The following is a 22,183-nucleotide window of genomic DNA, read 5'->3' as shown; positions in this document are numbered from 1 at the left end:
GAGGGTATGAGAATGAGTTTTTTCGACAAAGTAAAAGGGGCTTTGACCTCAGGTCGTGAGGAATTGACCCGCCAGGTAGGCCGTTACAAAAACAAGAAATTTATGCAGGGTACCGTCGCGGTATGCGCCCGTATCGCTGTTGCCAGTGACGGTGTCAGCTCCGAAGAAAAACAGAAGATGATTGGATTTCTGCGATCCTCAGAAGAGCTGAAAGTCTTCGATACAGCAGAAGTTATCGAGTTTTTTAACAAGCTGGTGACCAGTTTCGACTTTGATCTGGAAATCGGAAAAGGCGAAACGATGAAATATATCCTCGCCCTGAAAGACCAGCCAGAGGCAGCTCAACTGGCTCTTCGTGTCGGTATTGCTGTCGCTAAAAGTGATGGCAACTTCGATGATGATGAGAAGAGTGCTGTCCGTGAAATTGCCCGTTCGCTGGGTTTCGACCCGGCAGAATTTGGCCTCTGATAAACAACGGATAAAGGTACGATATGGTTTCCACTCACATCGGTTTTCCGGCTGAGACAGTGACGGTCTTTGTTGCTCTGTCGGTCGGCGCCATCTTTATTGACCTGTTCATGCACCGACATGACAAGCCAATTTCCCTCAAAAGCGCAGCCTTATGGTCCGTTTTCTGGGTTGTTGTCGCGATGGCATTTGCCGGTTTCCTTTTTGTGCATCACGGAGCCGAGGTTGCCAGCCTGTTTGTCACGGGTTATGCCCTTGAGAAGGTGCTGTCAGTTGATAACCTGTTTGTCATGATGGCGATTTTCTCATGGTTCTCAGTTCCGGACCGTTACCGTCACCGGGTTCTGTACTGGGGGATCATTGGCGCTATCGTCTTCCGGGGGATTTTCGTTGCGATCGGTACCGGTCTGCTTAGCCTTGGCCCTTATGTCGAGCTGATCTTTGCCGTTGTTGTTGCCTGGACTGCGGTCATGATGCTCAAAGGCGGTGGGGATGATGACGAAATTGAGGATTATTCTCAGCACCTTGCTTATCGCCTGGTTAAACGCTTCTTCCCGATTTGGCCGAAACTGTCCGGACATGCATTCCTGCTGACACAAAAAGAAGTGGACGCCGAACTGGCTAAGCCAGAAAACAAAGACGTATCTGTAGGGCGACTGAAAAAGGCAGCGCTTTACGCCACCCCATTGATGTTATGTGTGGCTGTAGTGGAACTCTCTGACGTAATGTTTGCCTTCGACTCTGTCCCGGCAATTATTGCAGTCAGTCGTGAACCTCTGATTGTCTATAGCGCAATGATGTTCGCAATACTGGGCCTGCGTACTCTGTATTTTGTACTGGAAGCCCTGAAACAGTATCTGTCCCAGCTGGAGAAAGCTGTTATCGTCCTGCTGTTCTTCATTGCGTTTAAGCTGGGTCTGAACGCTACCGATCACATCTGGCACCATGGTTACAGCCTGTCTGCGACCACCAGCCTGTATGTCGTACTGGGTGTACTGGCACTTGGTATTCTGGCCAGTGTCATCTTTCCGGAAAAGCCGGAAGCTGAAAATAAAGAAAGCTGATCTCAGCTGATTAATGATTAACGAAAGAGGATAAATAGATGAGCGTTTCACTATCTAAAGGCGGCAACGTTTCCCTGAGCAAAACCGCGCCAAGCATGAAAAATGTCCTGGTTGGCCTTGGCTGGGATGCACGCTCTACGGACGGTCAGGACTTTGACCTCGATGCTTCCGCATTTCTGCTGGCAGCCAATGGCAAGGTTCGTGGCGATGCAGATTTCATTTTCTATAACAACCTGAAATCTCCTGATGGTTCCGTTACTCATACCGGTGATAACCGTACCGGTGAAGGTGATGGCGACGATGAATCCCTCAAAATCAAACTGGACGCGGTACCTGGGGATGTCGACAAAATTATTTTCGTTGTCACTATCCATGATGCTCAGGCTCGTCGCCAGAGCTTCGGTCAGGTTTCCGGCGCATTTATCCGTCTGGTGAATGATGACAATCAGACTGAAGTTGCTCGCTACGATCTGACAGAAGACGCTTCTACTGAAACTGCCATGCTGTTTGGGGAGCTGTATCGTCACAACGGAGAATGGAAATTCCGTGCGGTTGGCCAGGGTTATGCTGGTGGACTGGCTTCCGTGTGCGCTCAGTACGGCATCAACGCGTCCTGATAAAAAGTAACTTTCTTACCCAAATCATTCGGGGGTGATGCCCCCGATATCTACGACCCGATATCTACGATTAGCAGGAGCAAAAAATGGCTGTTTCTCTCGTTAAAGGCGGTAATGTTTCTCTGACTAAAGAAGCCCCGAGCATGAATGTTGCTCTGGTTGGCCTGGGCTGGGATGCACGCGTTACTGATGGTCAGGCATTTGATCTGGATGCATCAGTATTCCTTGTTGGCGAAAACGGCAAAGTGCTGTCCGATTCGCATTTCGTATTTTATAACAACACCACCAGCCCGGATGGCGCAGTACAGCATCAGGGTGATAACCGTACCGGTGAAGGCGACGGTGACGATGAGCAGGTCAAAATTGATCTGACAAAAGTGGCCGCTGACGTTAAGAAACTCGTATTCGCAGTCACCATTCATGAAGCAGACAGCCGTAAGCAAAATTTCGGCATGGTCAGTAACAGCTTTATGCGTGTGGTGAACAACGATAATGGCTCCGAGATTGCACGCTTTGACCTGTCAGAAGATGCCTCAACTGAAACCGCAATGATTTTCGGTGAACTGTATCGCCATGGCGCGGAATGGAAGTTTAAGGCTGTAGGACAGGGCTTTGCTGGTGGCCTGGCTGCGCTGGCAACCCAGCACGGCATCAACATCTGATAAACCAGTAAAACCAAACCCCGGCCTGTCCGGGGTTTTTTCTACCCGCTGAGTGATCCCTTTACCCGGCAACAAGGAGCCTAAATGCAATTACAATCAGGACAGAACATTCCGCTTCACACAGATACACTGACTCTCCGGCTTGATTATCCCCCCAGTCCTGGATTTCACAGTACCCCTGAGACTTGCCTGTTTATGCTGAATGCTGAGGGAAAAGTGACAGGCGATGCCGATTTTATCTTTTACAACAATCTCAGTGCTGCCGGTGGCAGTGTGAAACTCAACCCCGGTCACCAGCACGCAGTCGTTCATTTTGCGCTTGACCAGATCCCGGATACGATTCAGAAGATTGCAATCACTATGGTGATAGATGGCAGTGATACGATAAGCGGCCTCGCGCAACTGAAACTTTCTGCTGAAAGTCAGGCCACCTTTTTTGTCGATCTCAATGGCCGCACAGAAAAGGCTGTAATTATGGGGGAAGTTTACCGATACCAGGGCAACTGGAAGCTCAGGGCGCTTGGGCAGGGATTTAATGGCGGGCTTGAGCCACTGGCAGTCAGCTATGGTGTGGACGTGGAACCTGCAGCAGAAGTTGTACCGCAACCAGCCCGGATCAGCCTTGAAAAGAAACTCGAAGGTAAAGCGCCTGCGCTTATCAGCCTGGCTAAGAAAGCCAGTATTTCACTGGCAAAACACAAACTGGATACCGTTGAAGCACGAGTCGCTTTTGTTCTCGATGCCTCAGGCTCTATGACCGGCCAGTTTAAAAAAGGACATGTACAGGCCGTTCTTGACCGTATAGCTGTCCTGTCTGTCCAGTTCGACGATGACGGCACAATGGATGTATGGGGCTTTGCTGAGCGTCACAAGAAATATCCTGACGTCACACTGGACAATCTTGACGGATACATTGCTGCCATTCAGAACACGGGTAAACGATCGGCCTGGGAAATCCTTCCCGGCCTTGGCGGGACGAACAATGAGCCGCCAGTCATGAATGAGGTTATCGATTATTTCAAGGACAGCACCTTACCCGTTTTTGTCGTGTGCATTACAGATGGCGGGATCAGCAAAACACGAGAAATTAAAGAGGCCATCCGCCGCTCAGCCAACTATCCTGTCTTCTGGAAGTTCGTGGGACTGGGCGGATCAAATTATGGGATTCTGGAGAGGCTGGACACCTTTAGCGACCGCCGCGTAGACAACAGCAACTTTTTTGCGATCGATAATTTTGCCCACATAAAGGACGAAGAGTTGTATGAAAAACTTCTCGAAGAGTTCAAAGACTGGCTTGGACTGGCAAAAAAGGAAGGCATTATCTGACTCATCGCCCCGGTAAGGGGCGATAGGCCTGCTGCCATGACGACACCTTTTAAAGTACGCAGAGCTAAACAGGGCTATACGCAGAGGTGATCGCTGAAACCCAACTTCACCCAGTAATTTAGACCCAGGAACACATCGGCAGGGATGAAAAAAACCCGCTCGGAAAAGCGGGCTGAAAGTAGGTATTCCAATGGTAACAGGTTGAAGCATACCTAATAGTCCGAGCTACCGATTTACCAGGATGCACTCTTTTTTTGGCCAGTTACAGTGGTTAAATGTAGAATATATGTTGCCTTTATGTAAAGAAGAGATTGCAGAACGATAAAGGGCAATTTTTATCTGATGATTAGCTTCGACGGAAGCTTACGACGGAAACCTTGATGGAAGTGACGCCAGTGAGGCTCAGTCGCTGCGGAAAGGAGTTCATAATCACCCCGCGTATCACCCCATGCCCGAAGATGATAGTCAGTCAGAGGTCCATATTCTTTTTCAAGCCGGATAATTTTCTGTGAGCACCTGCAATTATGACCACTGATTCTGCCGGTCAGAATGCCGTCTTTTGTCTCTAATTGTGTACCAATCAGTTTGATCCTAAGTTTTTCGGCAAAGGGTCTGAGTACAATTTCCGGCGAGGCAGAACATAAGGTGACGATCGCGCCGGAAGTGACTTCATTCGCCACAGCAATCAAACCTGCCGGGCGCATGAGGCGATGCCAGTAGAGCTGACAGAATTCCTCTGCTTTAGAAGACACCCACTTTTCCTCAACACCAGTAAGAAAAGTTGTAATGAGCGTTTCTTTAAGCTCATCACGCGTCATCTGCTTACGCATACAGCGTAACGTGGGCAGAGCCATGCTGACGATACGTCGCGAAAACGCCCGATTGCCAAAGGCAAACCGCAGAAAAGGGATAAAGCTATCATGCCGCGTTAACGTACCGTCAAAATCAAATACAGAGAGCATGCGGGGCTGATTGACGTTCATCGTGATCTTATTCCGTTGGATAGTAGGTTACTTCTGCCAGCCGCTGCACTATACCACCAGGACGCGAATAACAGTAACCGCACGTGAGGTGCTGACATCCTGCCCGCGTCAAAATGAAGGGCAGGGGTCCAGGCACCTCCTGCGAAAAAAGTAACTTTTTCGTGATTGTGTGCTCAGTAAAATCTGATGCGGTAACCCCATACTCTGGAACGGCGGAGGGCAGTATATTACTGTTCCTTCACAAGTAATGAGTTCTGATCTCTGTAAGCATACCTGTCACATTCAGCACGCTGAAACCGTACCCCGGAACTGTCTGGTGTCAGGACAAGTCCACCTTGTGCAGCATGTACGTGGAGAAGCGTATCCCCACCAGACACATTCAGATGTAGTGCAGGCACGCCATGATTGATTTCCAGTAATACACCTAAGCAAAGCTGACCTGTATCGTCCGCCACCTCGATTGAGGTCTGGATATCCAGATGGTAGGTGGCCGTATAGATTCTGCTATCCACTTCATGGCAAACCGGTTCACCTTCAGGGATACGCCAGTCCGTCATTCGTTTAATAACAGGAGCACCGACAGATTATTTTTGTGCGGTCACAATAAGCAGAGTTTGCAGGGCAGCTCTGTCAGAGTTTCGGATCGCCCTGTCGAGGATAGTTTCCTGTCCCTCGTCTGCCCAGGCTTCAACATGATAATTTGACCATACGTTACGTTCAGTCGAAGGCAGACGGTCATCGGGTTCAATGTGGAGTGTGGGGGTACACTCTATGTCTGAAAGATAGGGCTTTGCGACATCGCCATCCGTAATACCATTGACCCGTCCACCACAGTGATCAGCAATTACCCGCCCTATATCCAGCATGAAGGCCTGGTGCGCCTCACGAGAGTCAAGCTCACCCAGCAGTTCAGGTTTAATAAGAAGACCAGTGACGATTTCAGCCAGTTCATTGGGTAATATTTGCTTTGTCATAATGCCTCACAAAAATAGAAGTATCAGGGCAGGAGAGCTGCGGGATCATGCCCTGGCCAAAGGAAAATCACATGACGTTCAGGTACGATTTCATCACCCGGAACTCATCCGGAGTGATTGGTTTCATACTGGATTTTTTAATGGCAGAGCCAGAACTAAATTGTATCCCTCCTTCGGCATCTTTTTCTCCACCATCGCGATAGTTAAGCTGAATTTCATCATACCTATGGGCTGCATTAACGCTGTCCGGGCAACGCAATATAAACGATACTGGATATTCAAATTCACCGACGACCTCTGTAAATTCACAAAAGAAGTATTTCATCTTCTCGGCGAAAGCGGTTCGTTCAGCCTCCAGAAAATTGTGTAGACCTGTCCACCGGATAAAATCCTTGCTCACGACACAGGCAGCGCCTCCAAACCCGTCAGGTCTTTTTGAGCTACTGCATGTAAAAGCAATTTTGAACTCTATCAATTCATTTCTGTCAAATGCAATAAGTTCCGCCTGAGCAAACAGCGCAGCATGTTCAGAATTGAAATCTCCGAGATCACTGTTAATAAGAAAACCTTCAGGGCATTTATCCCCGTCAAAATGCCAGTCCAGGTCTTCAGGAATATTAGCAACAGTTCTGTCTGGGTGGTTTAGCACACAGTGACGTACAATAATCTCCATTTCTGAAAGGTCGTTTGTGTTATCACATGAAATGAGTTTTTGAATAAAACTATCATCAGGTTCAAACAATTCATTCATTGCTTCAAGTAATATAGCAGTTTGAGTATGATTTGCTTCAATAAGACAAGCGCATTCTGAATAATAGTCAGCCATGATAAACCTCATATCTGTTATTGATGAGTACGGTCGATTGGGAGTAAGACCATCATACTAAACAACGTCAGCCCATCAAGGGGGTATTTTCACCGTAAGCAATAATAATCAAAGTCAGGTTCATAAATTCTGGATGACAATACCCCCACCATTGTGGCACAAAAAAGGCTATGAAAATAAGCAAGAAATAATGGGCTTACAAGGTTAAATCTTTTCTGATTGAAGCTTTGTATTCTATCTAGCTTTATATATAAGGGATAATGGTAGTGCCGAAAAACAGACGTTAAACTCCATAATTGTAATAGTGCTAAGAACATAATCAATCTCGTCCAGCAAATCAGCCAGTGTGTAACACCAGATATAGTCCTTTCTGTATGAAGTGATCCAGAATGATGACCACCAGTCGTTAATCAGCAGGTAAATATCATTCGTTGTAAGTCCTTGTCCATGGATATCGTTTCGCCACTCCTCTAACCAGCGTTTATGTTGACCTGGAACACAGAAAGACAGGTAAAGTCTGGATTTTGCAACGTTGATTTCAAGTTGATAATTCAATAGGTTAGATTCTTTCTTTGTCAGGCGTTCCACCCTTTGATCATGAATCCGGTCACGGTGTTCGCGGCGCTGTAAATCCCGGTTCTGTAACACTGGAAACATGGAAACTGCCAGAGACCAGGAAAGAGGGAGAATAAAACGCTCTCCACGGGATTCAATCAGAATATCGATAGCACGAAGGTACTCAAATTTTGTTGCTTCTCCACGAACAAATGGATCGTAACTCGCATCGACTTTTCTCAAGTCATTCGCGGTAATTTGAGATTTACCTGTAAGCTCTTTAAAAAAGGCTTTGACGTAGGCCAGCTCTCCTGTTTTCCGTCCCAAAGCTCTGCGATTCTCCACAGAAGCAATAGAAGCCATTGCACATCGCTGGAAAGGGTTAATCGGGACAAGCGTGGTGGATATCATTAATTACTATCCTTAGAGAATAGGAAGCACATAAAGACATATTATCAGTAATTATTTCACTTGCCAGTACCTATTTATATAAAAGTGCTTCTGAATAACATTCAAAAACATTTAATATTTTTCGGAGTCAACTTCAAACATAAGAAAGCAACTTTTAGCACACCCATAAACCGGAAGCTTATAAAAACAGTGAGCAAAGGGAGGGTTAAAGCAGTTACTAAGCCTTACATGAAAGGCTTAGTAAAGGAAATCAGGGATATTACTTAGTGATACAGCTTTCAACTAGTGAAGCAATGAATTTTCTTTCTGCATAACATCCTTTCATTGATTGCGGGTCAAAAACAATATTATCAGCTTCGACATAGCGTAGCCTGTGGTATACAGACAAACGCGCTTCATTCCTTTTATGCTCTTCAAGTACCGGGGTGTAATCATGATCGGTCATTGCTATAACAAAGAAAGCACAAATGACAGATAGTCCAATGATAAAGAAGGGAGCATGTTCCAGGAAAGAAGACATTGTTTTAGATACGTTTACATCAAAAATATCAACAGCAGCATTACTGAATAAGGTAATAATTATAAGTAAAAACATTACACCGATAACACAGGAAATCCGGAGGACCATTTTTGTGTTGTCAGGCTCAGCAGTAACTTCATCAGGTGGTGCAAAGACAGAAGAACGAGTCGTCTTCTGCATTTCCGAACCGGCATAACCTCCGCCTCCCAGAATAACAGAGTCTCCCGAAATGCCACCCCCCAGTACTGAACCTGATCGTTCAGTGGTTGAAGTTTCCTTCAGATAAAGGGAGTTCAAAGGGATCCCGTCAGTTGAAGAATAATGAACTTTCATGATAGTCATAGTAAGGCTCCTGATTATTGATACTTTTATAGTACTGTGAGCCTGAGGACAATTTTCCCTTTAAAAGGGTGAAATCGCTATTTAACTATTTTTTTTACCGGGCACGAATGGATAAAAACCGTAGTTGTCCTGCAAAAGCATCCAATTATGAAAAAATTATGAATGCAACATGTTGACGAGAAAATCTGATGGAAAAAGTTTACCTGTCTGGTATTGTCAGGAAAACCGGCAAAGGTTTCAACTAACCAGGGGTGGTTTGTTGAATATGGAGCAGTAGCAGCCCCTTTGCCGGTTTCTCATCCTTTCATGCCTGCATCACTTTCCTTCCTGCTACCTGAAGACATCCACATACGATCTGCAAAAAAGAAGCCCACATTTCGTTATGGGAGTGAACTACTTTTTTCACAAAAGGGTCTCTCTGGGTGCACAATACGTGACGGTGTCACTTTTAGATGCAAGTGATTTAATATCATTGGATATAGTCACGATGGTAAATGTCAATAGCGTTAAAATAACAGAAATTGATTATAAAATTGATGCCTTTTAAATAAAACAAGGTTTCAATATGTCGATATAAAAACCAACAAAAAGCATAAATTCAGGAATAACCTGAAGTGTGCTCATTTTTCGATCGCGCCAAGAGGTGTGCAACATTCCATTAACAGTTAGAATAATAACTGTTATTCCATGTGTTAATATAACGTTATCATCCGAAGTGGGGGTAACCAGCTTCTAAATCAGTCCAAAAGTTACTTTTCTAGTGGCTTTTGTTCAGGTTGCGCTACGCGAAATCTGAAGAAAAACGGAGGGGTGAGTACGTCAGATTTCACGTAGCGCACGGAGAGAAAATAAAATTTCGTATGATTTCTGGCCGGTTAATTGATCAAAATTGAAATCACAGGATGAAGGACAACAGGGCTGAAGCCTTTTATGCCAGAAAGTTACTTTTATCTTTGGGCGAGACGATCGAGGGGATCAATGTCTACCATGATATCGGTACTGTGAACCATAATGCGCATCATGACCTTTTTATTGAATAGTCTTGCGGTCAATATATGCAGGCCTGTACATACAGGGATAAAGTAGACATGTGTAAAATAAAAACATCCACACTTTAAACAACAATGATGTGGTATTAAAAATTATTTTCCAAACAAACACATTGAAACTAGGCCATGTTGTTTTTAATATGATATATAATCATAAAAGTGCATCAATCTTTGAAAAATAGTGGATTCAACAGAAGGCTCAGCCCCCGATGTAAGATTCACTTTAAAATATACCAGGACATAACGAGGAGATCCACACGAAGACACTGACGCTATTTGAACTTAGTCAGTAGCCAAAGATATTCAACTAATTCGCTTTAAAAGCTTTATGATAGTAGGCAGGTTAAGCTTTAGAAAAGTAACTTTCCACATTAATTAAGGAACGATAATGAGCATAAAAGAATTATCCATAACTCATGACAGGGGATTTAATTCTGACTCTAAAATAAGTGAAGATCTTACACTAAGGAGAACCCTGTTATTTGTGATTTACTCAATCATTCCTGTTATTGCTCTCTATTACTTTTCTCCGTACCTGGCTGAAGCCACGATAAATTCTCTATTATCTGTAGGGATTGAGATTAAATATGGGTTATTCCTACATTTTCTTGCGACCTGGTTTATTTTCTGGGGGGCGGTGACTATACAACATGACTTCTTTCGTCTTTTAAAGAAAATATATAAGAACGTGAGTTTTTTAATAAACAAAAAGGGCCAATAGGCCCTTTTTACTATAGCCGTATTGCTGAAAAACAATTCCCATTGGTAATGCACACTTTAGCAAAATGCACATTTTTACTATCCTTAACTAAGCCTTTGAAAAAAGAAAAGTCCTGGAACTTTTTAAAACGCCCGCTTCTTAATTCTTCTTGTACCTTTTCAGTGGGTAAGGTTATCGTTAAAATGTCACCTTCTTTAATTTGATTGTAACTAAAAATCCCGATCGTTTCGTTTTCACCGATATTATAATAATTCCACTTGACGCCAGTTAGTCTATCAAGAGTCATTGTTTGCCTAGTATCAGAAAAATCAATTTTCTTTACCGCTATTGGTTCACTTGAAACAAATCCTTCACTATCCTTGAAAGTCGTAGCCACTTCATGATCTATACTTCTCAACATAATATTTGTTAATGATAAAAAAAAGATGTACATCAAGATGCCGGACCAGACACAAAAGTAGAAAAATTTAGGTGCGAATACTTTTACGCTTAACATGAAGCACTCCTTGATATGGATAGATAACAATCGCTTTGATTAGAATAACATGTTTTATTTCTAAAGATACGAAATAGGGAATTAATAAATGAAGCTTTATGTATCTGAAAAATCGGGTGAAAACGCATATACACTTAAAAGTTATAGCCTGAAATCACGAAAACAAAGATTATCTTAAAAAAGTTACTTTCTATGCGCATGTTAGAGACAATTTTGATCAAATTCTCTTACTATGTGATGAAAAGTGATGATAGTTATAATAGGGCCGAAGCCCTTTCTGAAGCATTTTGGCGTTAACTGCAGCCCTTATCGGGCAAATGGGGTAGGGGGCCAGCCGGGGCAACCCATGATGCCCAACCATCCTTTCCATATCGTTCATTGTAGTAACTTTCTTTGATCGCCTTACGCGCCAAATATGAAGCTGTATCCATACCAAATACCTCAATAGGAAACAGTTCATGCCCCCCAATATCCGTCAGACAAAAATCTGGGAAAACATCATTATTAGACGCATCATATCTCAGGGGTTTGATAAATGACCGCTCATGCTTATGAAGATAATTTAGCATAGTCAGCTCATAACTCGAGTCTGCCGGGATCCAGTTTTCATCAACATTCATCAATGCTATCTGAAGTGGTTTAAGATAGTATGTATCTTTCCCCTTAAATTTACCCAAATCCCCTATAGCCATACAGATTACGTTACCTCCAGAACGCCAGTTTGCTATTTCAGAGCTGAATCTCTTCTCCAGTGATGCCCAATTATCAGTATTCATCAGCACAACTGGAACACCTGAAAAAAACTTTATCGGAAGTCGTTTTGATGCATTCGAGTGTCTTTCAGGGTTATATTTAGAAAGTACATTGAGGCAAATCAGACGCTCTTTATTCATCAGCGCCTCTGATGTCATTTTTATGTTTTTTGTCTCCTGTGGTGTCGAAGGATATGCACCTGCAAGTAAATGCATGGACAGTGGATGTGATGCGACTTTAATTTTTTCCGCAGAGTGGGTTATAAGGTTGAACACCTTGCCAGGATTACGTTTCCCGGCCATTTTCGGATACCAACGATTCAGACCGCTGTCATCCCACAGGAACTGGAGAAGACCCAGCAATGACATGCTATTCTGAGAAACACCACCTGATTTATTCCTGTTATCAACCGGTACGATCGAGGTAGACTCCGAGTCAGATGAGGCTAATGCCACGTCTAACCTAATTCCGTAGCCTCCATCTTTAAGGTCTTTGACGACACCTTGTGTATAGCATTTTAGACCTGAATTGTCTTTATCAAGCGTAAAGAAAATACAGTCAGGTGAATGTTGACTACCTGTGTTCGGGTACCGTGCCAGGAAATAAGTATCACCGCCTGAGTGATATTTTACGGCAAGTGATTTTTGTCCTTTTCCTTTACAGGCACAGCTTACCTTCGCTTCTACCGAAGCATGCGCCCGTGACAAAACGGCGTACCAGCTCTTTTTAAATTCTTCTTTTGTCTGGAAGTCTCTTGAATACCTTTTACTGTCACCTCCATAAGATACAATCACATCATTAACAGTAGACATAAGCCCCCCTTAATTGATCTGAGCCGAGATGCGTTTTCATTCACCTCAGGTAATAATTTTCATATACATTGACACAATAGCATGTTGTTAATAAAGTAACCTATACTTTGAAAGTAACTTTTCAAAATCGTTGTGATTTCCCCCTCAAATCACATTTAATGATTATCATCCAGAGACAACCAATGATAAACATCCGGACAACTAGATTAGCCATTTTTCCACTGGCTGTTATCCTTTTATATTCCCCACTAACTTCAATTGCCAAAACTTTCTCGGCGAAAGTGGTGCGTGTTATTGATGGTGATACAGTCCAGGCTTATGACGGTACAACAAATACAAGAATACGGCTCTATGGGATTGATGCCCCTGAAAGCAAGCAAGCCTTCGGGCAGAAGGCAAAGCAAACAATGATTCAGTTAGTAGCAAATCAGGTTGTTAATATTCAGGACCATGGGCAGGACGTCTATGGCCGTATGCTTGGCACAATCTATCTTAACAACAACGATGTTAACGCCATCATGGTCGCAAACGGTATGGCCTGGGCATATCGCTATCAGGGGAGGTTGATTGTTCCTGAATATGGACCTCTTGAACAAAACGCTCGAAATGAAGGGAAAGGTCTGTGGTCTGATCCGCACTCTATTGAACCACGTCAATGGCGAAAAGCGAATAATTAAATAAGGAATCACACTTCCACTTTATCAATATCGGCATTCTACTGGTATTTCCATCGGTGGTTAGAGTAAACCCAATCGTTATAAAAAAGGTGAGTTTTATTTTTTATGGCCTTCTGATACTTCTCTCTAAGAGGGTAAACTTTTAAAATTCAGGGTGGTTTGTTAATCACCCCCTTAACATTTTTGCAGCTAGAAATGTTTTAAGCAGGATTCTTTTGCAGTCAAAAAATGTATTCAAATTGCATTGATTGTTTGCTTAATGCCCTTTACAATCACAACATCTTGTTCACTTCACACAACGATAAAATCATAACCGGATAAAATATCCCGAGATGATTTTTTTTCGGATGGTGAAATTACCAACAGTGCAGTTTCCAGACTAGGGACATACATTCAGCATGAGATAGACTCATTTTAAGACATTTTTCGATTGAAATAATTAAACTTCCTAAACCACTTGCTGAATTTTTTTAATTAATTTAATGTTGTTATGTAACTGCATAACAATGTGCATAAAGAGGTAACTATGAGCGAGACATTACAGGTTCTCAATAACATCCGTACGCTTCGCGCTCAGGCACGAGAGCTACCATTAGAAGTGCTTGAAGAAGTATTAGAAAAGTTCACTATTGTCGTCGCTGAACGCAGTGAAGAAGAAAAGGCGGCCGAAGCGGCTAACCGTGAGCGTTTAGAAAAACTCTCTCATTACCGGGAAATGATGATCGCTGATGGTATAAATCCGAGCGAACTGATGGACGCGGCCGTCAACATTAAAGTACGCAAAAAACGTGAACCTCGTCCTGCGAAATATGCTTACATAGACGATGCCGGTGAGCAAAAAACCTGGACAGGTCAGGGACGTACTCCGGCACCAATTAAAGCTCAGCTGGATGCAGGAAAAACTCTCGAAGATTTCCTCATCTAATACAAAATTTCTTTATTTTATTAACCACCTTACCAAGGTGGTTTTTTTTATCATCGTCATGCATTATCGTGGTTGGTCCGGCCGCAGAGAGATTACTATGTTAAACGATCATATTGAGACAGTTATGGATTTGTTTAACGGATCCAGACATCTAATCATTGCTGGTATTGTTCTAATTTATCTGGTGTTGATATGCCGTATAGTCAGTCATTATGAGATTTATGCGGTAATGAAGCGTAGACAGACATCATCCAAGGCTGTTAAGTATGAAGATGAGGACTCGGATTTAGCTAACCTTCTCATAAGTAAGAGTATGGTTTCTCTGTGGATAAACGTCATTACATTAGTATTGATTACATTTTTCACTGTAATGATGTATGTGTCAGCCTGAGTTTGTTGTGTTCATATTGGCATTTAGTATATATGGCCATAGTCACACCAAACCACAAAACGTGTAAAATCAATAACTTAGTACGCATAATGTACGTTATGTTAAATACGCTCAGGAGACCATTCTGTGAATGTACATAAGGTATATGATACTATCAACCACTACCATTTAGATTGGTTGACCCCTGCTGGCGATTACCCAAATTCGGCTCTGATGGTAGTTGAATGCAAGGATGGCCGGTGGATGATAGTTCAGGAGTTTGGAGAAGAGTATGGCTGCTTCGAAGGTGTGTTGAAGAATGATAGCGATCTTCATACTAAGCCTTCTTTTTATCCTGACTTCCGCAGTGCTGTGAAGTCCGCTTTTGGAATGATGAAACGATTATACCCCCAGTACAACGACAAGCCCTTTAGTGACTTCCTTTCAGAAATTACGGAATAGGTTTTTATATGGCCAATCTCCTTATGCCCGAATGCCTTGTAATGTTAAATAATCTCTTACAGGTTATTGAGAATGCACCCGTTGAGTGCGATGGCCATACCTTAATGATAAGCAGTGCTCTAAATCATGCTGGCATTTCTCATCAACGAATGTGCGGGGTAGTTAAAAACCACAAAACAGACTTTGAGTTATATCCACATTTTTGGATTCAGATAGGTGAATTCACTCTGGATTACCGACTCAGGATGTGGGTTGAGTTATATTCAGGGGAAAACTTAGCAGAGAGTGCACCTCACGGAATATTTGTTGCACGTGGGCTTGAATATATTTACACCTCTGGAAGCATTTGCCCACCACCTGCCCTGGATTTTAATTTATTAAACTTAATCAGTGATGGTTATTACGAAAAAATAAACTTTTCCGAGCTAACAACACTGGCGCATTCTGTGGATATCAGTTTAATCAGTGATTTTAAGAACATTACTATCGCCGGGATAGCCTAAGTACAATGATAATTAATCAAAAAATTTTAGAAACTGACATTACAAATATTATCAATGCATTTGAAAGGCTAATGGATGAAAGTAATAGAAGTATTATACCAGTAAAATCCAGACATGTTGATGGCTTGTCCTTGTTCGAAAACATGTATATACGTGCACGTAGCAAACATGCATCTTTGCTGGGTAAACCTGTTCTGGTTGTTTCATCAGTTTCTGTATTTATCACCAATCAAGGCTGCTTCAGTACACTTCTTTCTCACTTAAAAGCCCATTGTAAGAACAAGAGTTACCTGTTAAAAATTGAGAGCGTAATCTCTCAGGAACTCAGGAGATATCTTGTCAGGCAAATGTTCGTATTCATTGGAGAAGAATGGGAGTGCGGGTCTGGCTATTGGGTGCCTGAAGATGATCCAGTATACCCATCTTTAAATACACTACCTTATTGATAATAAATACTCTTTATAGGCTCTGAATAATGTCGACAATTCATCTCATTACAACATGCGCGAAAAGGAAAGCAGGACCTGTACATGACACTGTGTTTCCCTACCATACGACAGATACTGAGATTGCCTATCAGCAATGGAAAAGTCTTGTGCAGTCCCGATTCACTACATGTAATGATGATATTAAGGAAACGGAAAACATATACTGTAGTGCTCACTGGAGTACAGCTAAGTCTATTGCAAACTCTAATTCTCATATCTGTTTATGGGTTATTTCTGCAGGTCTGGGCCTACGACACAGTTCTGACCCCGCGATCCCTTATGATGCTACGTTTACAAAGATAGGAAGAAAGAGCGCCAGCATATGGGGTATGCTGACTTCTGACCCCATACTACCTGGAAAAGTCCCTTCCCTTGCGGAACTGTTTAGTATGTACCGGCATGATAACTTTATCATTGCTGCCTCTCCCGTTTACCTGAACGCTGTTGAGGACGATCTCGTTAAAGGAGTGGGTTATCTTCCCTGTCCGATAAAGCAGCTTAAAATCGCTTCCAGCGCTGCCTACAATGGAAGATTAAGAGAATATGTGCGATGCGGCGGAACCAGAATGATGAAAGACCTTAATGCAAACATGACGACTCTAAACATTAAACATGCTGGCATGCTGATTCATGAGCTGAGGTAATGGCAGGTACACTTAGCCTTTGATGCAGTTGCAGAACGCTGGCTCTGACTGCCGGTGCCCACCCAGCAACGCATTCTTTCATTTGTACAGTTGAGACATTGCCTCGATTACCCCGTCTTACTGTCATGCGCTAGTTCTACGATTTCTTTGCCCGGACATGTCCGGGAGCCGATTATCCATGGGTAGTTGTTCCTGCCCTGCCTGAATAACCGGCTTTAATTCTCTGTTCATCGCCCACAAAAAAAACTTATATTTAATATTGTAATTCATTCCTTCATGTTAAGTACTGACAATATTTCATAATGACAGATTCTACTGTTTGGTCAGTCATCCCCTCACTGTAATTCGTTGACACCAGATTTTCGCACCCAGGTGGAAAACGGTGTGATTCATCATCAATGATAATAAACTTGTTGATCCCCATATGTCTGGCATGTATAAGGCACTCTCTGTACCGAACATATTCGGTATCCTTTACTTCCTGAAGTGAAGGTGTAACACCTATTATTCTGTGTCTGAATGCTACCGGAAAAAGGTATTTAAGCCCTTCTAAAGTCATTGTTTCCCTCCAACTGCTGGACACGACTATATGTAATTCTGGACATTGTTTTAAAATTTTTTCCAGTAGAGGCATTCTTTCAAATGTCTCATTCATCCTTCGATGGAGGACTCCATCAAAATCAAGATAAAGCAGGACAGTACCTCCTGAACAATTGCAAGATGCTAGTTGAGGTGATCCTGTAAACTCTGGTGAGTTAATATTTTTAGAACGTCTTTTAACTATACTGTCATATAGCATAGCACTAAAGATGATAATAACAACAGCTGTTGCAAACATCACCCCACCAGCAGAAAGTGAAAACAATGCCCCTGCCATTTTCACCCCCTTTTTACATCATACTTAACTTTAAGTTTAGCAAACCCATCAAACTCTTTATTTTTCAGTTTAAATTCATCATCTATAACCTTCAGCTCACCCAACGAAGCGAACGGTGATAGAGATAATTTAATATCTTTTATTACGTCCGTATTATTTACCACTTCATTTATTCCTTTCATGGATTTGTCCAACCAAAAATGGCTGTCTGATATAAGTGAAAGAATATACTGAACATCATCCTCTTTTTCGCACACAATATTTCTGCCATCAAACTGGACAGTGTCTTGATTGAAGTAAACAGCAAGGAACTGCAACTGAGCATTGCTTAAAGATAAGTTTTTGTAAACATCTTTTAGGCCGCCGGTGTACTCTGAATCCGCAATATGAAAAGCCTTAAATACCTCATCATACTTATGCTGAAGCCTTTTCTTTGACTTAAGAATTTTAAATAGCATATAAGATAAGATAACAATCATAATCATCATGCTGTTGAAAACAATGTTATGTTCTAACATAGAAACACCCTTAAATATTAGAAATTTATTGATATGGACACCCAATTTCATTTAATTAACCCAGCTGAGGTCACACCGAATTTAAATGAAATCAATATCGTTGAACCTTAAAAAACTTCTTTTCGTAGTAAATATGGATAAAATCGTTTGATATCATTACGAAGAGTAAAATGTCTCGAGCCGAAACTAATACGTGCTTCCAATAACTCCACCCCAAACTGCGCTTTAACAATAGACTCGTGAATTTTTTCGCAATCAGTTAGAGATACTTTCTTAAGCATGTCAAAAATTATATCGTGATCATAAATCCCATTGCGTTTAAGATATTCATACGTTGACCTTAGAAAAGCATCGTTCTGGTGTAACGTCTCAAGTTCCACGGCAACCTGCAAAATAATTGAGATAGATTGTAAATTACTACAATATGAGACTGCAATGCTACATTGCAATTCTGTACTTTCGTCTTTCGCTGCATTGCTTGAACATACTTGCTTAGCCGCGATCTTTAAATCACCCAGCGTAGATACACTATTTCTTAACACATATCTTAACCAGGTCGAATGGCCAGTTGCAAAGGTACTATCCATGACGTTTTCTAGATTGTGTAATTTATTTATCATATTCCCCCCTTCTTTCTTTTTCTCTTTGCATGATTTGATAATATATGGAATACAAGTTTTCATCTTCACCGTTCAAATGTACAATCATTTAATATTAACCTCATAATCTCCATGCCCGTTGGGTCACGTTTTACGAGGCATTTGCTATTAACCCTTGTTTTGGTAAGGGAAGAATCTGTTTAGTTTCCTTTTGCTTTATTAATTGCCTGTTGCAAGCGATAAAAATCAGGCGCACCGGGCATAATGGTTGTGGTTTTGTTTTGCGGGTTCTTCATGTTCATAACAATAAATACTGGCGTGCCGCTATAATTGAGTTTATCCGCCAGCATCATATTTGCATCAAGAACATTCTGAAGCTGATCGCGCATTTCGACAGTAAGCAAGAAGTTACCTTGCTGATCCAGTATTTCTTTATATCCCAAACCATTGACCAGGGCTGCCAGATTAGAAGGTGTATAGTCCTTCCTGTCCTTCATTGCCCTACCCGCTTCACTCATGAGCTTATTATGGAACTCGTAGTATTTTTCCTGCCCGTACTTATTAAAGATGTAGAGACCAATTTTTGCCCCCATCCCGGAGATAGGTGTGCGGTCAGCAAAAATGGTGAAGTCTTTAAAGAAAGTCCGAACATTTTTATTTTCTGCAATCGCCTTTTCAAGCACGGGACTGGACTGCTGACAGAAATGACACATGTAATCGAAAAATTCAATAACAGCTACATCTGCGTTATCTGGGCCGTAGTTTGGCGTGAATTTTGTTTCAAGCAATACGTCTTTTGTATTCACAACGTCTGAGGTTTTTTCTCCATCTCGGTTGGCTTCAAGACGCTTACCAGCTTCCACCAGGTTCTCCGGATGATCGATCAAATATTGTGCCGCAGTTTTGCCAATAAGTTCCTTGTCCTGCTCAGACAGTACTAGACCGGCTGGCTTATTTACCTGGTTCGCTGTTTGAGCTAATGCATTGATACTATTTGCCCGTTCGATATGCTGTTTATTGGCAGTCTCATTAGAGGCGTCATTTGAATTCATTTTATTACTACCAGCCCCCCAAATTACCGAGCCAGCTACAAAGCCACCCAGTACCAAGGCGATGTGAATCAGAGTTTGTTTTTTAGTGCTTTGTTTATTTTCCATGATTTATCTCTGAGTTATTTTATTTTAAACAGGCGTATCTGATGGTTCTGAGAGCCATTTTACTTACTGGATTTACGGCTATTGCTGTCTAGTTCATCCACTGCATCCTGAATAGCCTTCTGGATATCGACATTACCGGCCGTCATGACAACATTATTGACAGACCCCCTGATATCCTGAGCATCATCCAGAATACTGGATATACCGTCAGCAATCGGGCCATTCTTCAGTGAAGTGTAATGCTCGTTCACCCATGTCGATTGTATAAAGTTATTCCTGGAGATTGACGATGGAAACTCCGCATCCGGAACCGAAATATTTTCAAGGCTATCTTTTGTTTGTGTATAGGCAAAGATGCCTCCAATGATACCCACGTATACCACTGTTCTGATTAATCCCATGAGAGACTCCGTTTTATGCGCTGTAGATGACCACAGGACTTAATTCCCTGCTCATTTGCACGGGTGATGATTTATCAGGATGCCCGGCAGCTGGAGTGGTTGATTTCAGGTCAGTCTGGACCTTACGGCCGTGCGAGTACACATCATCAAATACACGGTTCATTGAGCTCTTCCGCGTTGAAACTTTGTCATCGAGAAGCATGATCGGCTTTTGCGAGCCGTCGACATCGACGAAAGTAACTTTGCACGCAACTGGCCCGCAAACGCTGGATTGGGCGGCAAATGAAACAACCACTACCGCTGCCACTGCTATTAATTTCTTCATTGTTGCTCCCGGAGAGTTATTTTTTCTGATTGGCCGTTTTCAGGCTGTTCAGCATCTGTTCTGGGTCACGTAACCCCGCAAATACCATCGGCTCACCTTTCAGGCTTAAACCGCTAGGCGTGCCTGAGAGTTTGAACATGTTCCCTGCATTAAATTGGCTCTGAATGGAGTCCATGCAGGCCTTTGTCGGTTGCTTTTCAGGCAAACCATCCCCTTTCATTGCTCTGGTTAAAGCTGCAGGTTTGTCATCTGCACACCAGACAGATGCCATGTTTCGGGCTATCATGGAGTTCATCCCGGCACGTGGGTATGCGATGAATTTAATAGTGATGCCTTTATCCAGATAGGATTGCAGGTCGCTATGTAGTTTCTGGCAAAAGCCACAGGTGATATCAGTAAAAACACCGATGACATATTTCTCATCTGGTGCTTTGTAGGTGATAGTATCGAGCTTCTCAATATAGGATCGCATCCCTTTACTGATAAACTCGTCCGTGGTGTTTTCCACTTCTGTCCCTTTCACTTTGAATAAATTTCCGGTGAAGATGTATTCACCGTCAGACGTGACGTAACTCGTCCCTTCTTTTGAAAAGACTGAGTAAATACCACTTACCGGAGATTTCTCTGCAGAGACGGGGTTGATACCAACGGCTTCAATTTTGTCCTTTAATTCTGCAGGTAAATCAACATCAGCATAGGCCGATGGAGTTAACAATATCAGAGCAACTGCAATGGGTTTAATCATGTCCTACCTCCTTAAATACTGTATCAAACAAAAAAAAATATTTTTCCGACCAGGAGGCATTTCCCCCCGGTATAGGAAAAAAAATTTTTTGTTGTCGTGTAACCTGTAAAAGTTACTTTTGAGGAGCTGGTTAATGACTAGATTATTTTTTGGAGCGGTGCTGTTCGCCACTTTAACCGTCAATGCAAATGCAGCATTCAATCCCCCACCGGATCGACCGAAGCCCCAAAATGTACCCGAAACGGTTAAAAACGAATGTTTAACTGACGCCGCGCGTTTCTTCGGGATTGACCGTGACCTTGTCTTTACTCTTTTTGATAACGAAGGTGGAAAGATTGGCTCTTTCGTCCTTAACACCAATGGCACATGGGATATTGGCCCAATGCAGATTAACTCATCAAATCTGGCTGAGGTGAAATCCCACTTCCCCGCAATTACCTGGCGTGAGCTCGCTTATGACGCCTGTGCTTCTTTTTGGGTTGGGACATGGTGGCTGCACCGGAAAATTATTGACCGTAAAGGGAACGTGTTTGAAGGTATTGCTGACTACAACAGTAAAACGCCTCGCGTAAGAGCCAACTATATTTTCAAATTTATGGAACGTTATAACCGGCGTCTGCAGCGTAACGGCAAAATGATGCAGCTCAATGCATGGACCGGTCTTGATCGTGTAAAGCAGAATCCTCCCGAGGTAACAGGTAAGCTCGCTAACAACTCTCATCAGCAATCCTGGCAATCCTATAGATAAAAGTAACTTTTACTGCACCTTCGCTGGTTGCCCTGGTGAGGGTCCAACTTTTGGTGTCCAGTTCACAAGTCGGCGAGCGTTTATGAGTAACTTGCTAAACCAGAGGGAAGACCTCCCTGCCTCACCTGCATACGCTGATGGTCCGGCAGGGAATATCAGGAAAAG

Annotated in this window: 26 protein-coding genes; 12 read left to right on the top strand and 14 right to left on the bottom strand. The window is 42.7% G+C overall.

Annotated elements, in window-relative coordinates:
* Nucleotides 1–12 precede the first annotated feature (12 nt).
* From terB to LGL98_RS25640, 5 genes are all read left to right on the top strand, one after another.
* Nucleotides 13–468, top strand: coding sequence for a tellurium resistance membrane protein TerB (terB, locus tag LGL98_RS25660; RefSeq protein ID WP_004026604.1), 456 nt, complete (start codon nt 13–15; stop codon nt 466–468).
* A 23-nt stretch (nt 469–491) separates the two neighbouring features.
* Nucleotides 492–1,532 (top strand): tellurium resistance membrane protein TerC, encoded by a 1,041-nt coding sequence (gene terC, locus LGL98_RS25655; RefSeq protein WP_004026607.1) that lies wholly within the window; start codon nt 492–494, stop codon nt 1,530–1,532.
* Nucleotides 1,533–1,570: 38 nt separating this feature from the next.
* Nucleotides 1,571–2,149, top strand: coding sequence for a tellurium resistance membrane protein TerD (gene terD, locus LGL98_RS25650; RefSeq protein WP_032412822.1), 579 nt, complete (start codon nt 1,571–1,573; stop codon nt 2,147–2,149).
* 86 nt (nt 2,150–2,235) lie between these two features.
* Nucleotides 2,236–2,811 carry a tellurium resistance cAMP binding protein TerE gene (gene terE, locus LGL98_RS25645; RefSeq protein WP_004026611.1) on the top strand — a complete coding sequence of 192 codons (576 nt, stop codon included), beginning with the start codon at nt 2,236–2,238 and terminating at the stop codon, nt 2,809–2,811.
* A gap of 84 nt (nt 2,812–2,895) precedes the next feature.
* Entirely contained in the window at nt 2,896–4,137 is a 1,242-nt protein-coding gene (locus LGL98_RS25640; protein ID WP_001176934.1) for a VWA domain-containing protein, read from the top strand.
* 335 nt (nt 4,138–4,472) lie between these two features.
* Here LGL98_RS25640 and LGL98_RS25635 read toward each other — a convergent pair whose 3' ends face one another.
* The 7 genes from LGL98_RS25635 to LGL98_RS25605 form a co-directional block, all read right to left on the bottom strand.
* Complete coding sequence (locus LGL98_RS25635; RefSeq protein ID WP_073545530.1) at nt 4,473–5,120, bottom strand: HAD family hydrolase; 648 nt, start codon at nt 5,118–5,120, stop codon at nt 4,473–4,475.
* A 584-nt stretch (nt 5,121–5,704) separates the two neighbouring features.
* Nucleotides 5,705–6,094, bottom strand: a complete 390-nt coding sequence (locus LGL98_RS25630) for a hypothetical protein (RefSeq protein WP_226652006.1) — start codon at nt 6,092–6,094, stop codon at nt 5,705–5,707.
* A 67-nt stretch (nt 6,095–6,161) separates the two neighbouring features.
* Nucleotides 6,162–6,920, bottom strand: a complete 759-nt coding sequence (locus LGL98_RS25625) for a hypothetical protein (RefSeq protein ID WP_226652003.1) — start codon at nt 6,918–6,920, stop codon at nt 6,162–6,164.
* A 234-nt stretch (nt 6,921–7,154) separates the two neighbouring features.
* On the bottom strand, nt 7,155–7,886 hold the full coding sequence (locus LGL98_RS25620) for a plasmid SOS inhibition protein A (RefSeq protein ID WP_004026621.1): 732 nt from the start codon (nt 7,884–7,886) through the stop codon (nt 7,155–7,157).
* A 259-nt stretch (nt 7,887–8,145) separates the two neighbouring features.
* Nucleotides 8,146–8,748: a hypothetical protein gene (locus LGL98_RS25615; RefSeq protein WP_032720936.1), complete on the bottom strand. Its 603-nt coding sequence runs from the start codon at nt 8,746–8,748 to the stop codon at nt 8,146–8,148.
* A gap of 1,780 nt (nt 8,749–10,528) precedes the next feature.
* Nucleotides 10,529–11,014, bottom strand: coding sequence for a hypothetical protein (locus LGL98_RS25610; RefSeq protein WP_226652001.1), 486 nt, complete (start codon nt 11,012–11,014; stop codon nt 10,529–10,531).
* Between the two features lie 293 nt (nt 11,015–11,307).
* Complete coding sequence (locus tag LGL98_RS25605) at nt 11,308–12,579, bottom strand: DUF1173 family protein (protein ID WP_064188790.1); 1,272 nt, start codon at nt 12,577–12,579, stop codon at nt 11,308–11,310.
* Between the two features lie 182 nt (nt 12,580–12,761).
* Between LGL98_RS25605 and LGL98_RS25600 the strand changes: the two genes are divergently transcribed.
* The 6 genes from LGL98_RS25600 (at nt 12,762) to LGL98_RS25575 (ending at nt 16,648) form a co-directional block, all read left to right on the top strand.
* Nucleotides 12,762–13,256, top strand: a complete 495-nt coding sequence (locus LGL98_RS25600) for a thermonuclease family protein (RefSeq protein ID WP_064188789.1) — start codon at nt 12,762–12,764, stop codon at nt 13,254–13,256.
* Between the two features lie 526 nt (nt 13,257–13,782).
* Nucleotides 13,783–14,181 (top strand): H-NS family histone-like protein, encoded by a 399-nt coding sequence (locus LGL98_RS25595; protein WP_004026629.1) that lies wholly within the window; start codon nt 13,783–13,785, stop codon nt 14,179–14,181.
* 517 nt (nt 14,182–14,698) lie between these two features.
* Nucleotides 14,699–15,013 (top strand): hypothetical protein, encoded by a 315-nt coding sequence (locus LGL98_RS25590; RefSeq protein ID WP_226651999.1) that lies wholly within the window; start codon nt 14,699–14,701, stop codon nt 15,011–15,013.
* 41 nt (nt 15,014–15,054) lie between these two features.
* Complete coding sequence (locus LGL98_RS25585) at nt 15,055–15,516, top strand: hypothetical protein (RefSeq protein ID WP_226651997.1); 462 nt, start codon at nt 15,055–15,057, stop codon at nt 15,514–15,516.
* Between the two features lie 5 nt (nt 15,517–15,521).
* Nucleotides 15,522–15,962: a hypothetical protein gene (locus LGL98_RS25580; RefSeq protein WP_011251275.1), complete on the top strand. Its 441-nt coding sequence runs from the start codon at nt 15,522–15,524 to the stop codon at nt 15,960–15,962.
* A gap of 371 nt (nt 15,963–16,333) precedes the next feature.
* Nucleotides 16,334–16,648, top strand: coding sequence for a hypothetical protein (locus tag LGL98_RS25575; protein ID WP_077260860.1), 315 nt, complete (start codon nt 16,334–16,336; stop codon nt 16,646–16,648).
* A 274-nt stretch (nt 16,649–16,922) separates the two neighbouring features.
* Here LGL98_RS25575 and LGL98_RS25570 read toward each other — a convergent pair whose 3' ends face one another.
* The 7 genes from LGL98_RS25570 to LGL98_RS25540 form a co-directional block, all read right to left on the bottom strand.
* Nucleotides 16,923–17,525, bottom strand: a complete 603-nt coding sequence (locus tag LGL98_RS25570; protein WP_011251277.1) for an HAD domain-containing protein — start codon at nt 17,523–17,525, stop codon at nt 16,923–16,925.
* 2 nt (nt 17,526–17,527) lie between these two features.
* The gene (locus LGL98_RS25565; protein WP_041937820.1) at nt 17,528–18,043 is read right to left on the bottom strand and encodes a hypothetical protein; all 516 of its coding nucleotides are present in this window, start codon (nt 18,041–18,043) and stop codon (nt 17,528–17,530) included.
* 107 nt (nt 18,044–18,150) lie between these two features.
* The gene (locus tag LGL98_RS25560; protein WP_226651995.1) at nt 18,151–18,726 is read right to left on the bottom strand and encodes a hypothetical protein; all 576 of its coding nucleotides are present in this window, start codon (nt 18,724–18,726) and stop codon (nt 18,151–18,153) included.
* A gap of 116 nt (nt 18,727–18,842) precedes the next feature.
* Nucleotides 18,843–19,799, bottom strand: a complete 957-nt coding sequence (locus LGL98_RS25555; protein ID WP_024198070.1) for a DsbA family protein — start codon at nt 19,797–19,799, stop codon at nt 18,843–18,845.
* A gap of 59 nt (nt 19,800–19,858) precedes the next feature.
* Complete coding sequence (locus tag LGL98_RS25550) at nt 19,859–20,200, bottom strand: hypothetical protein (protein ID WP_004181929.1); 342 nt, start codon at nt 20,198–20,200, stop codon at nt 19,859–19,861.
* A gap of 13 nt (nt 20,201–20,213) precedes the next feature.
* Complete coding sequence (locus LGL98_RS25545; protein WP_004181928.1) at nt 20,214–20,525, bottom strand: hypothetical protein; 312 nt, start codon at nt 20,523–20,525, stop codon at nt 20,214–20,216.
* A 16-nt stretch (nt 20,526–20,541) separates the two neighbouring features.
* On the bottom strand, nt 20,542–21,270 hold the full coding sequence (locus LGL98_RS25540; RefSeq protein WP_004026301.1) for a thioredoxin fold domain-containing protein: 729 nt from the start codon (nt 21,268–21,270) through the stop codon (nt 20,542–20,544).
* A 133-nt stretch (nt 21,271–21,403) separates the two neighbouring features.
* Here LGL98_RS25540 and LGL98_RS25535 point away from each other — a divergent pair, with 133 nt between their 5' ends.
* Nucleotides 21,404–22,018, top strand: coding sequence for a lytic transglycosylase domain-containing protein (locus tag LGL98_RS25535; RefSeq protein ID WP_004026303.1), 615 nt, complete (start codon nt 21,404–21,406; stop codon nt 22,016–22,018).
* Nucleotides 22,019–22,183 lie beyond the last annotated feature (165 nt).

This window comes from Klebsiella africana (assembly GCF_020526085.1).
Taxonomy (GTDB): domain Bacteria; phylum Pseudomonadota; class Gammaproteobacteria; order Enterobacterales; family Enterobacteriaceae; genus Klebsiella; species Klebsiella africana.
The sequence above is the reverse complement of the archived record's forward strand: the minus strand, read 5'-3'. Positions and strand labels throughout refer to the sequence as shown.

Bases quoted from the DNA above. Each gene is read 5' to 3' on its own strand.
- terB (WP_004026604.1), top strand. From the start codon at position 13: ATGAGTTTTTTCGACAAAGTAAAAGGGGCTTTGACCTCAGGTCGTGAG.
- terC (WP_004026607.1), top strand. From the start codon at position 492: ATGGTTTCCACTCACATCGGTTTTCCGGCTGAGACAGTGACGGTCTTT.
- terD (WP_032412822.1), top strand. From the start codon at position 1,571: ATGAGCGTTTCACTATCTAAAGGCGGCAACGTTTCCCTGAGCAAAACC.
- terE (WP_004026611.1), top strand. From the start codon at position 2,236: ATGGCTGTTTCTCTCGTTAAAGGCGGTAATGTTTCTCTGACTAAAGAA.
- LGL98_RS25640 (WP_001176934.1), top strand. From the start codon at position 2,896: ATGCAATTACAATCAGGACAGAACATTCCGCTTCACACAGATACACTG.
- LGL98_RS25635 (WP_073545530.1), bottom strand. From the start codon at position 5,120: ATGAACGTCAATCAGCCCCGCATGCTCTCTGTATTTGATTTTGACGGT.
- LGL98_RS25630 (WP_226652006.1), bottom strand. From the start codon at position 6,094: ATGACAAAGCAAATATTACCCAATGAACTGGCTGAAATCGTCACTGGT.
- LGL98_RS25625 (WP_226652003.1), bottom strand. From the start codon at position 6,920: ATGGCTGACTATTATTCAGAATGCGCTTGTCTTATTGAAGCAAATCAT.
- LGL98_RS25620 (WP_004026621.1), bottom strand. From the start codon at position 7,886: ATGATATCCACCACGCTTGTCCCGATTAACCCTTTCCAGCGATGTGCA.
- LGL98_RS25615 (WP_032720936.1), bottom strand. From the start codon at position 8,748: ATGACTATCATGAAAGTTCATTATTCTTCAACTGACGGGATCCCTTTG.
- LGL98_RS25610 (WP_226652001.1), bottom strand. From the start codon at position 11,014: ATGTTAAGCGTAAAAGTATTCGCACCTAAATTTTTCTACTTTTGTGTC.
- LGL98_RS25605 (WP_064188790.1), bottom strand. From the start codon at position 12,579: ATGTCTACTGTTAATGATGTGATTGTATCTTATGGAGGTGACAGTAAA.
- LGL98_RS25600 (WP_064188789.1), top strand. From the start codon at position 12,762: ATGATAAACATCCGGACAACTAGATTAGCCATTTTTCCACTGGCTGTT.
- LGL98_RS25595 (WP_004026629.1), top strand. From the start codon at position 13,783: ATGAGCGAGACATTACAGGTTCTCAATAACATCCGTACGCTTCGCGCT.
- LGL98_RS25585 (WP_226651997.1), top strand. From the start codon at position 15,055: ATGTTAAATAATCTCTTACAGGTTATTGAGAATGCACCCGTTGAGTGC.
- LGL98_RS25580 (WP_011251275.1), top strand. From the start codon at position 15,522: ATGATAATTAATCAAAAAATTTTAGAAACTGACATTACAAATATTATC.
- LGL98_RS25575 (WP_077260860.1), top strand. From the start codon at position 16,334: ATGCTGACTTCTGACCCCATACTACCTGGAAAAGTCCCTTCCCTTGCG.
- LGL98_RS25570 (WP_011251277.1), bottom strand. From the start codon at position 17,525: ATGGCAGGGGCATTGTTTTCACTTTCTGCTGGTGGGGTGATGTTTGCA.
- LGL98_RS25565 (WP_041937820.1), bottom strand. From the start codon at position 18,043: ATGTTAGAACATAACATTGTTTTCAACAGCATGATGATTATGATTGTT.
- LGL98_RS25560 (WP_226651995.1), bottom strand. From the start codon at position 18,726: ATGAAAACTTGTATTCCATATATTATCAAATCATGCAAAGAGAAAAAG.
- LGL98_RS25555 (WP_024198070.1), bottom strand. From the start codon at position 19,799: ATGGAAAATAAACAAAGCACTAAAAAACAAACTCTGATTCACATCGCC.
- LGL98_RS25550 (WP_004181929.1), bottom strand. From the start codon at position 20,200: ATGGGATTAATCAGAACAGTGGTATACGTGGGTATCATTGGAGGCATC.
- LGL98_RS25545 (WP_004181928.1), bottom strand. From the start codon at position 20,525: ATGAAGAAATTAATAGCAGTGGCAGCGGTAGTGGTTGTTTCATTTGCC.
- LGL98_RS25540 (WP_004026301.1), bottom strand. From the start codon at position 21,270: ATGATTAAACCCATTGCAGTTGCTCTGATATTGTTAACTCCATCGGCC.
- LGL98_RS25535 (WP_004026303.1), top strand. From the start codon at position 21,404: ATGACTAGATTATTTTTTGGAGCGGTGCTGTTCGCCACTTTAACCGTC.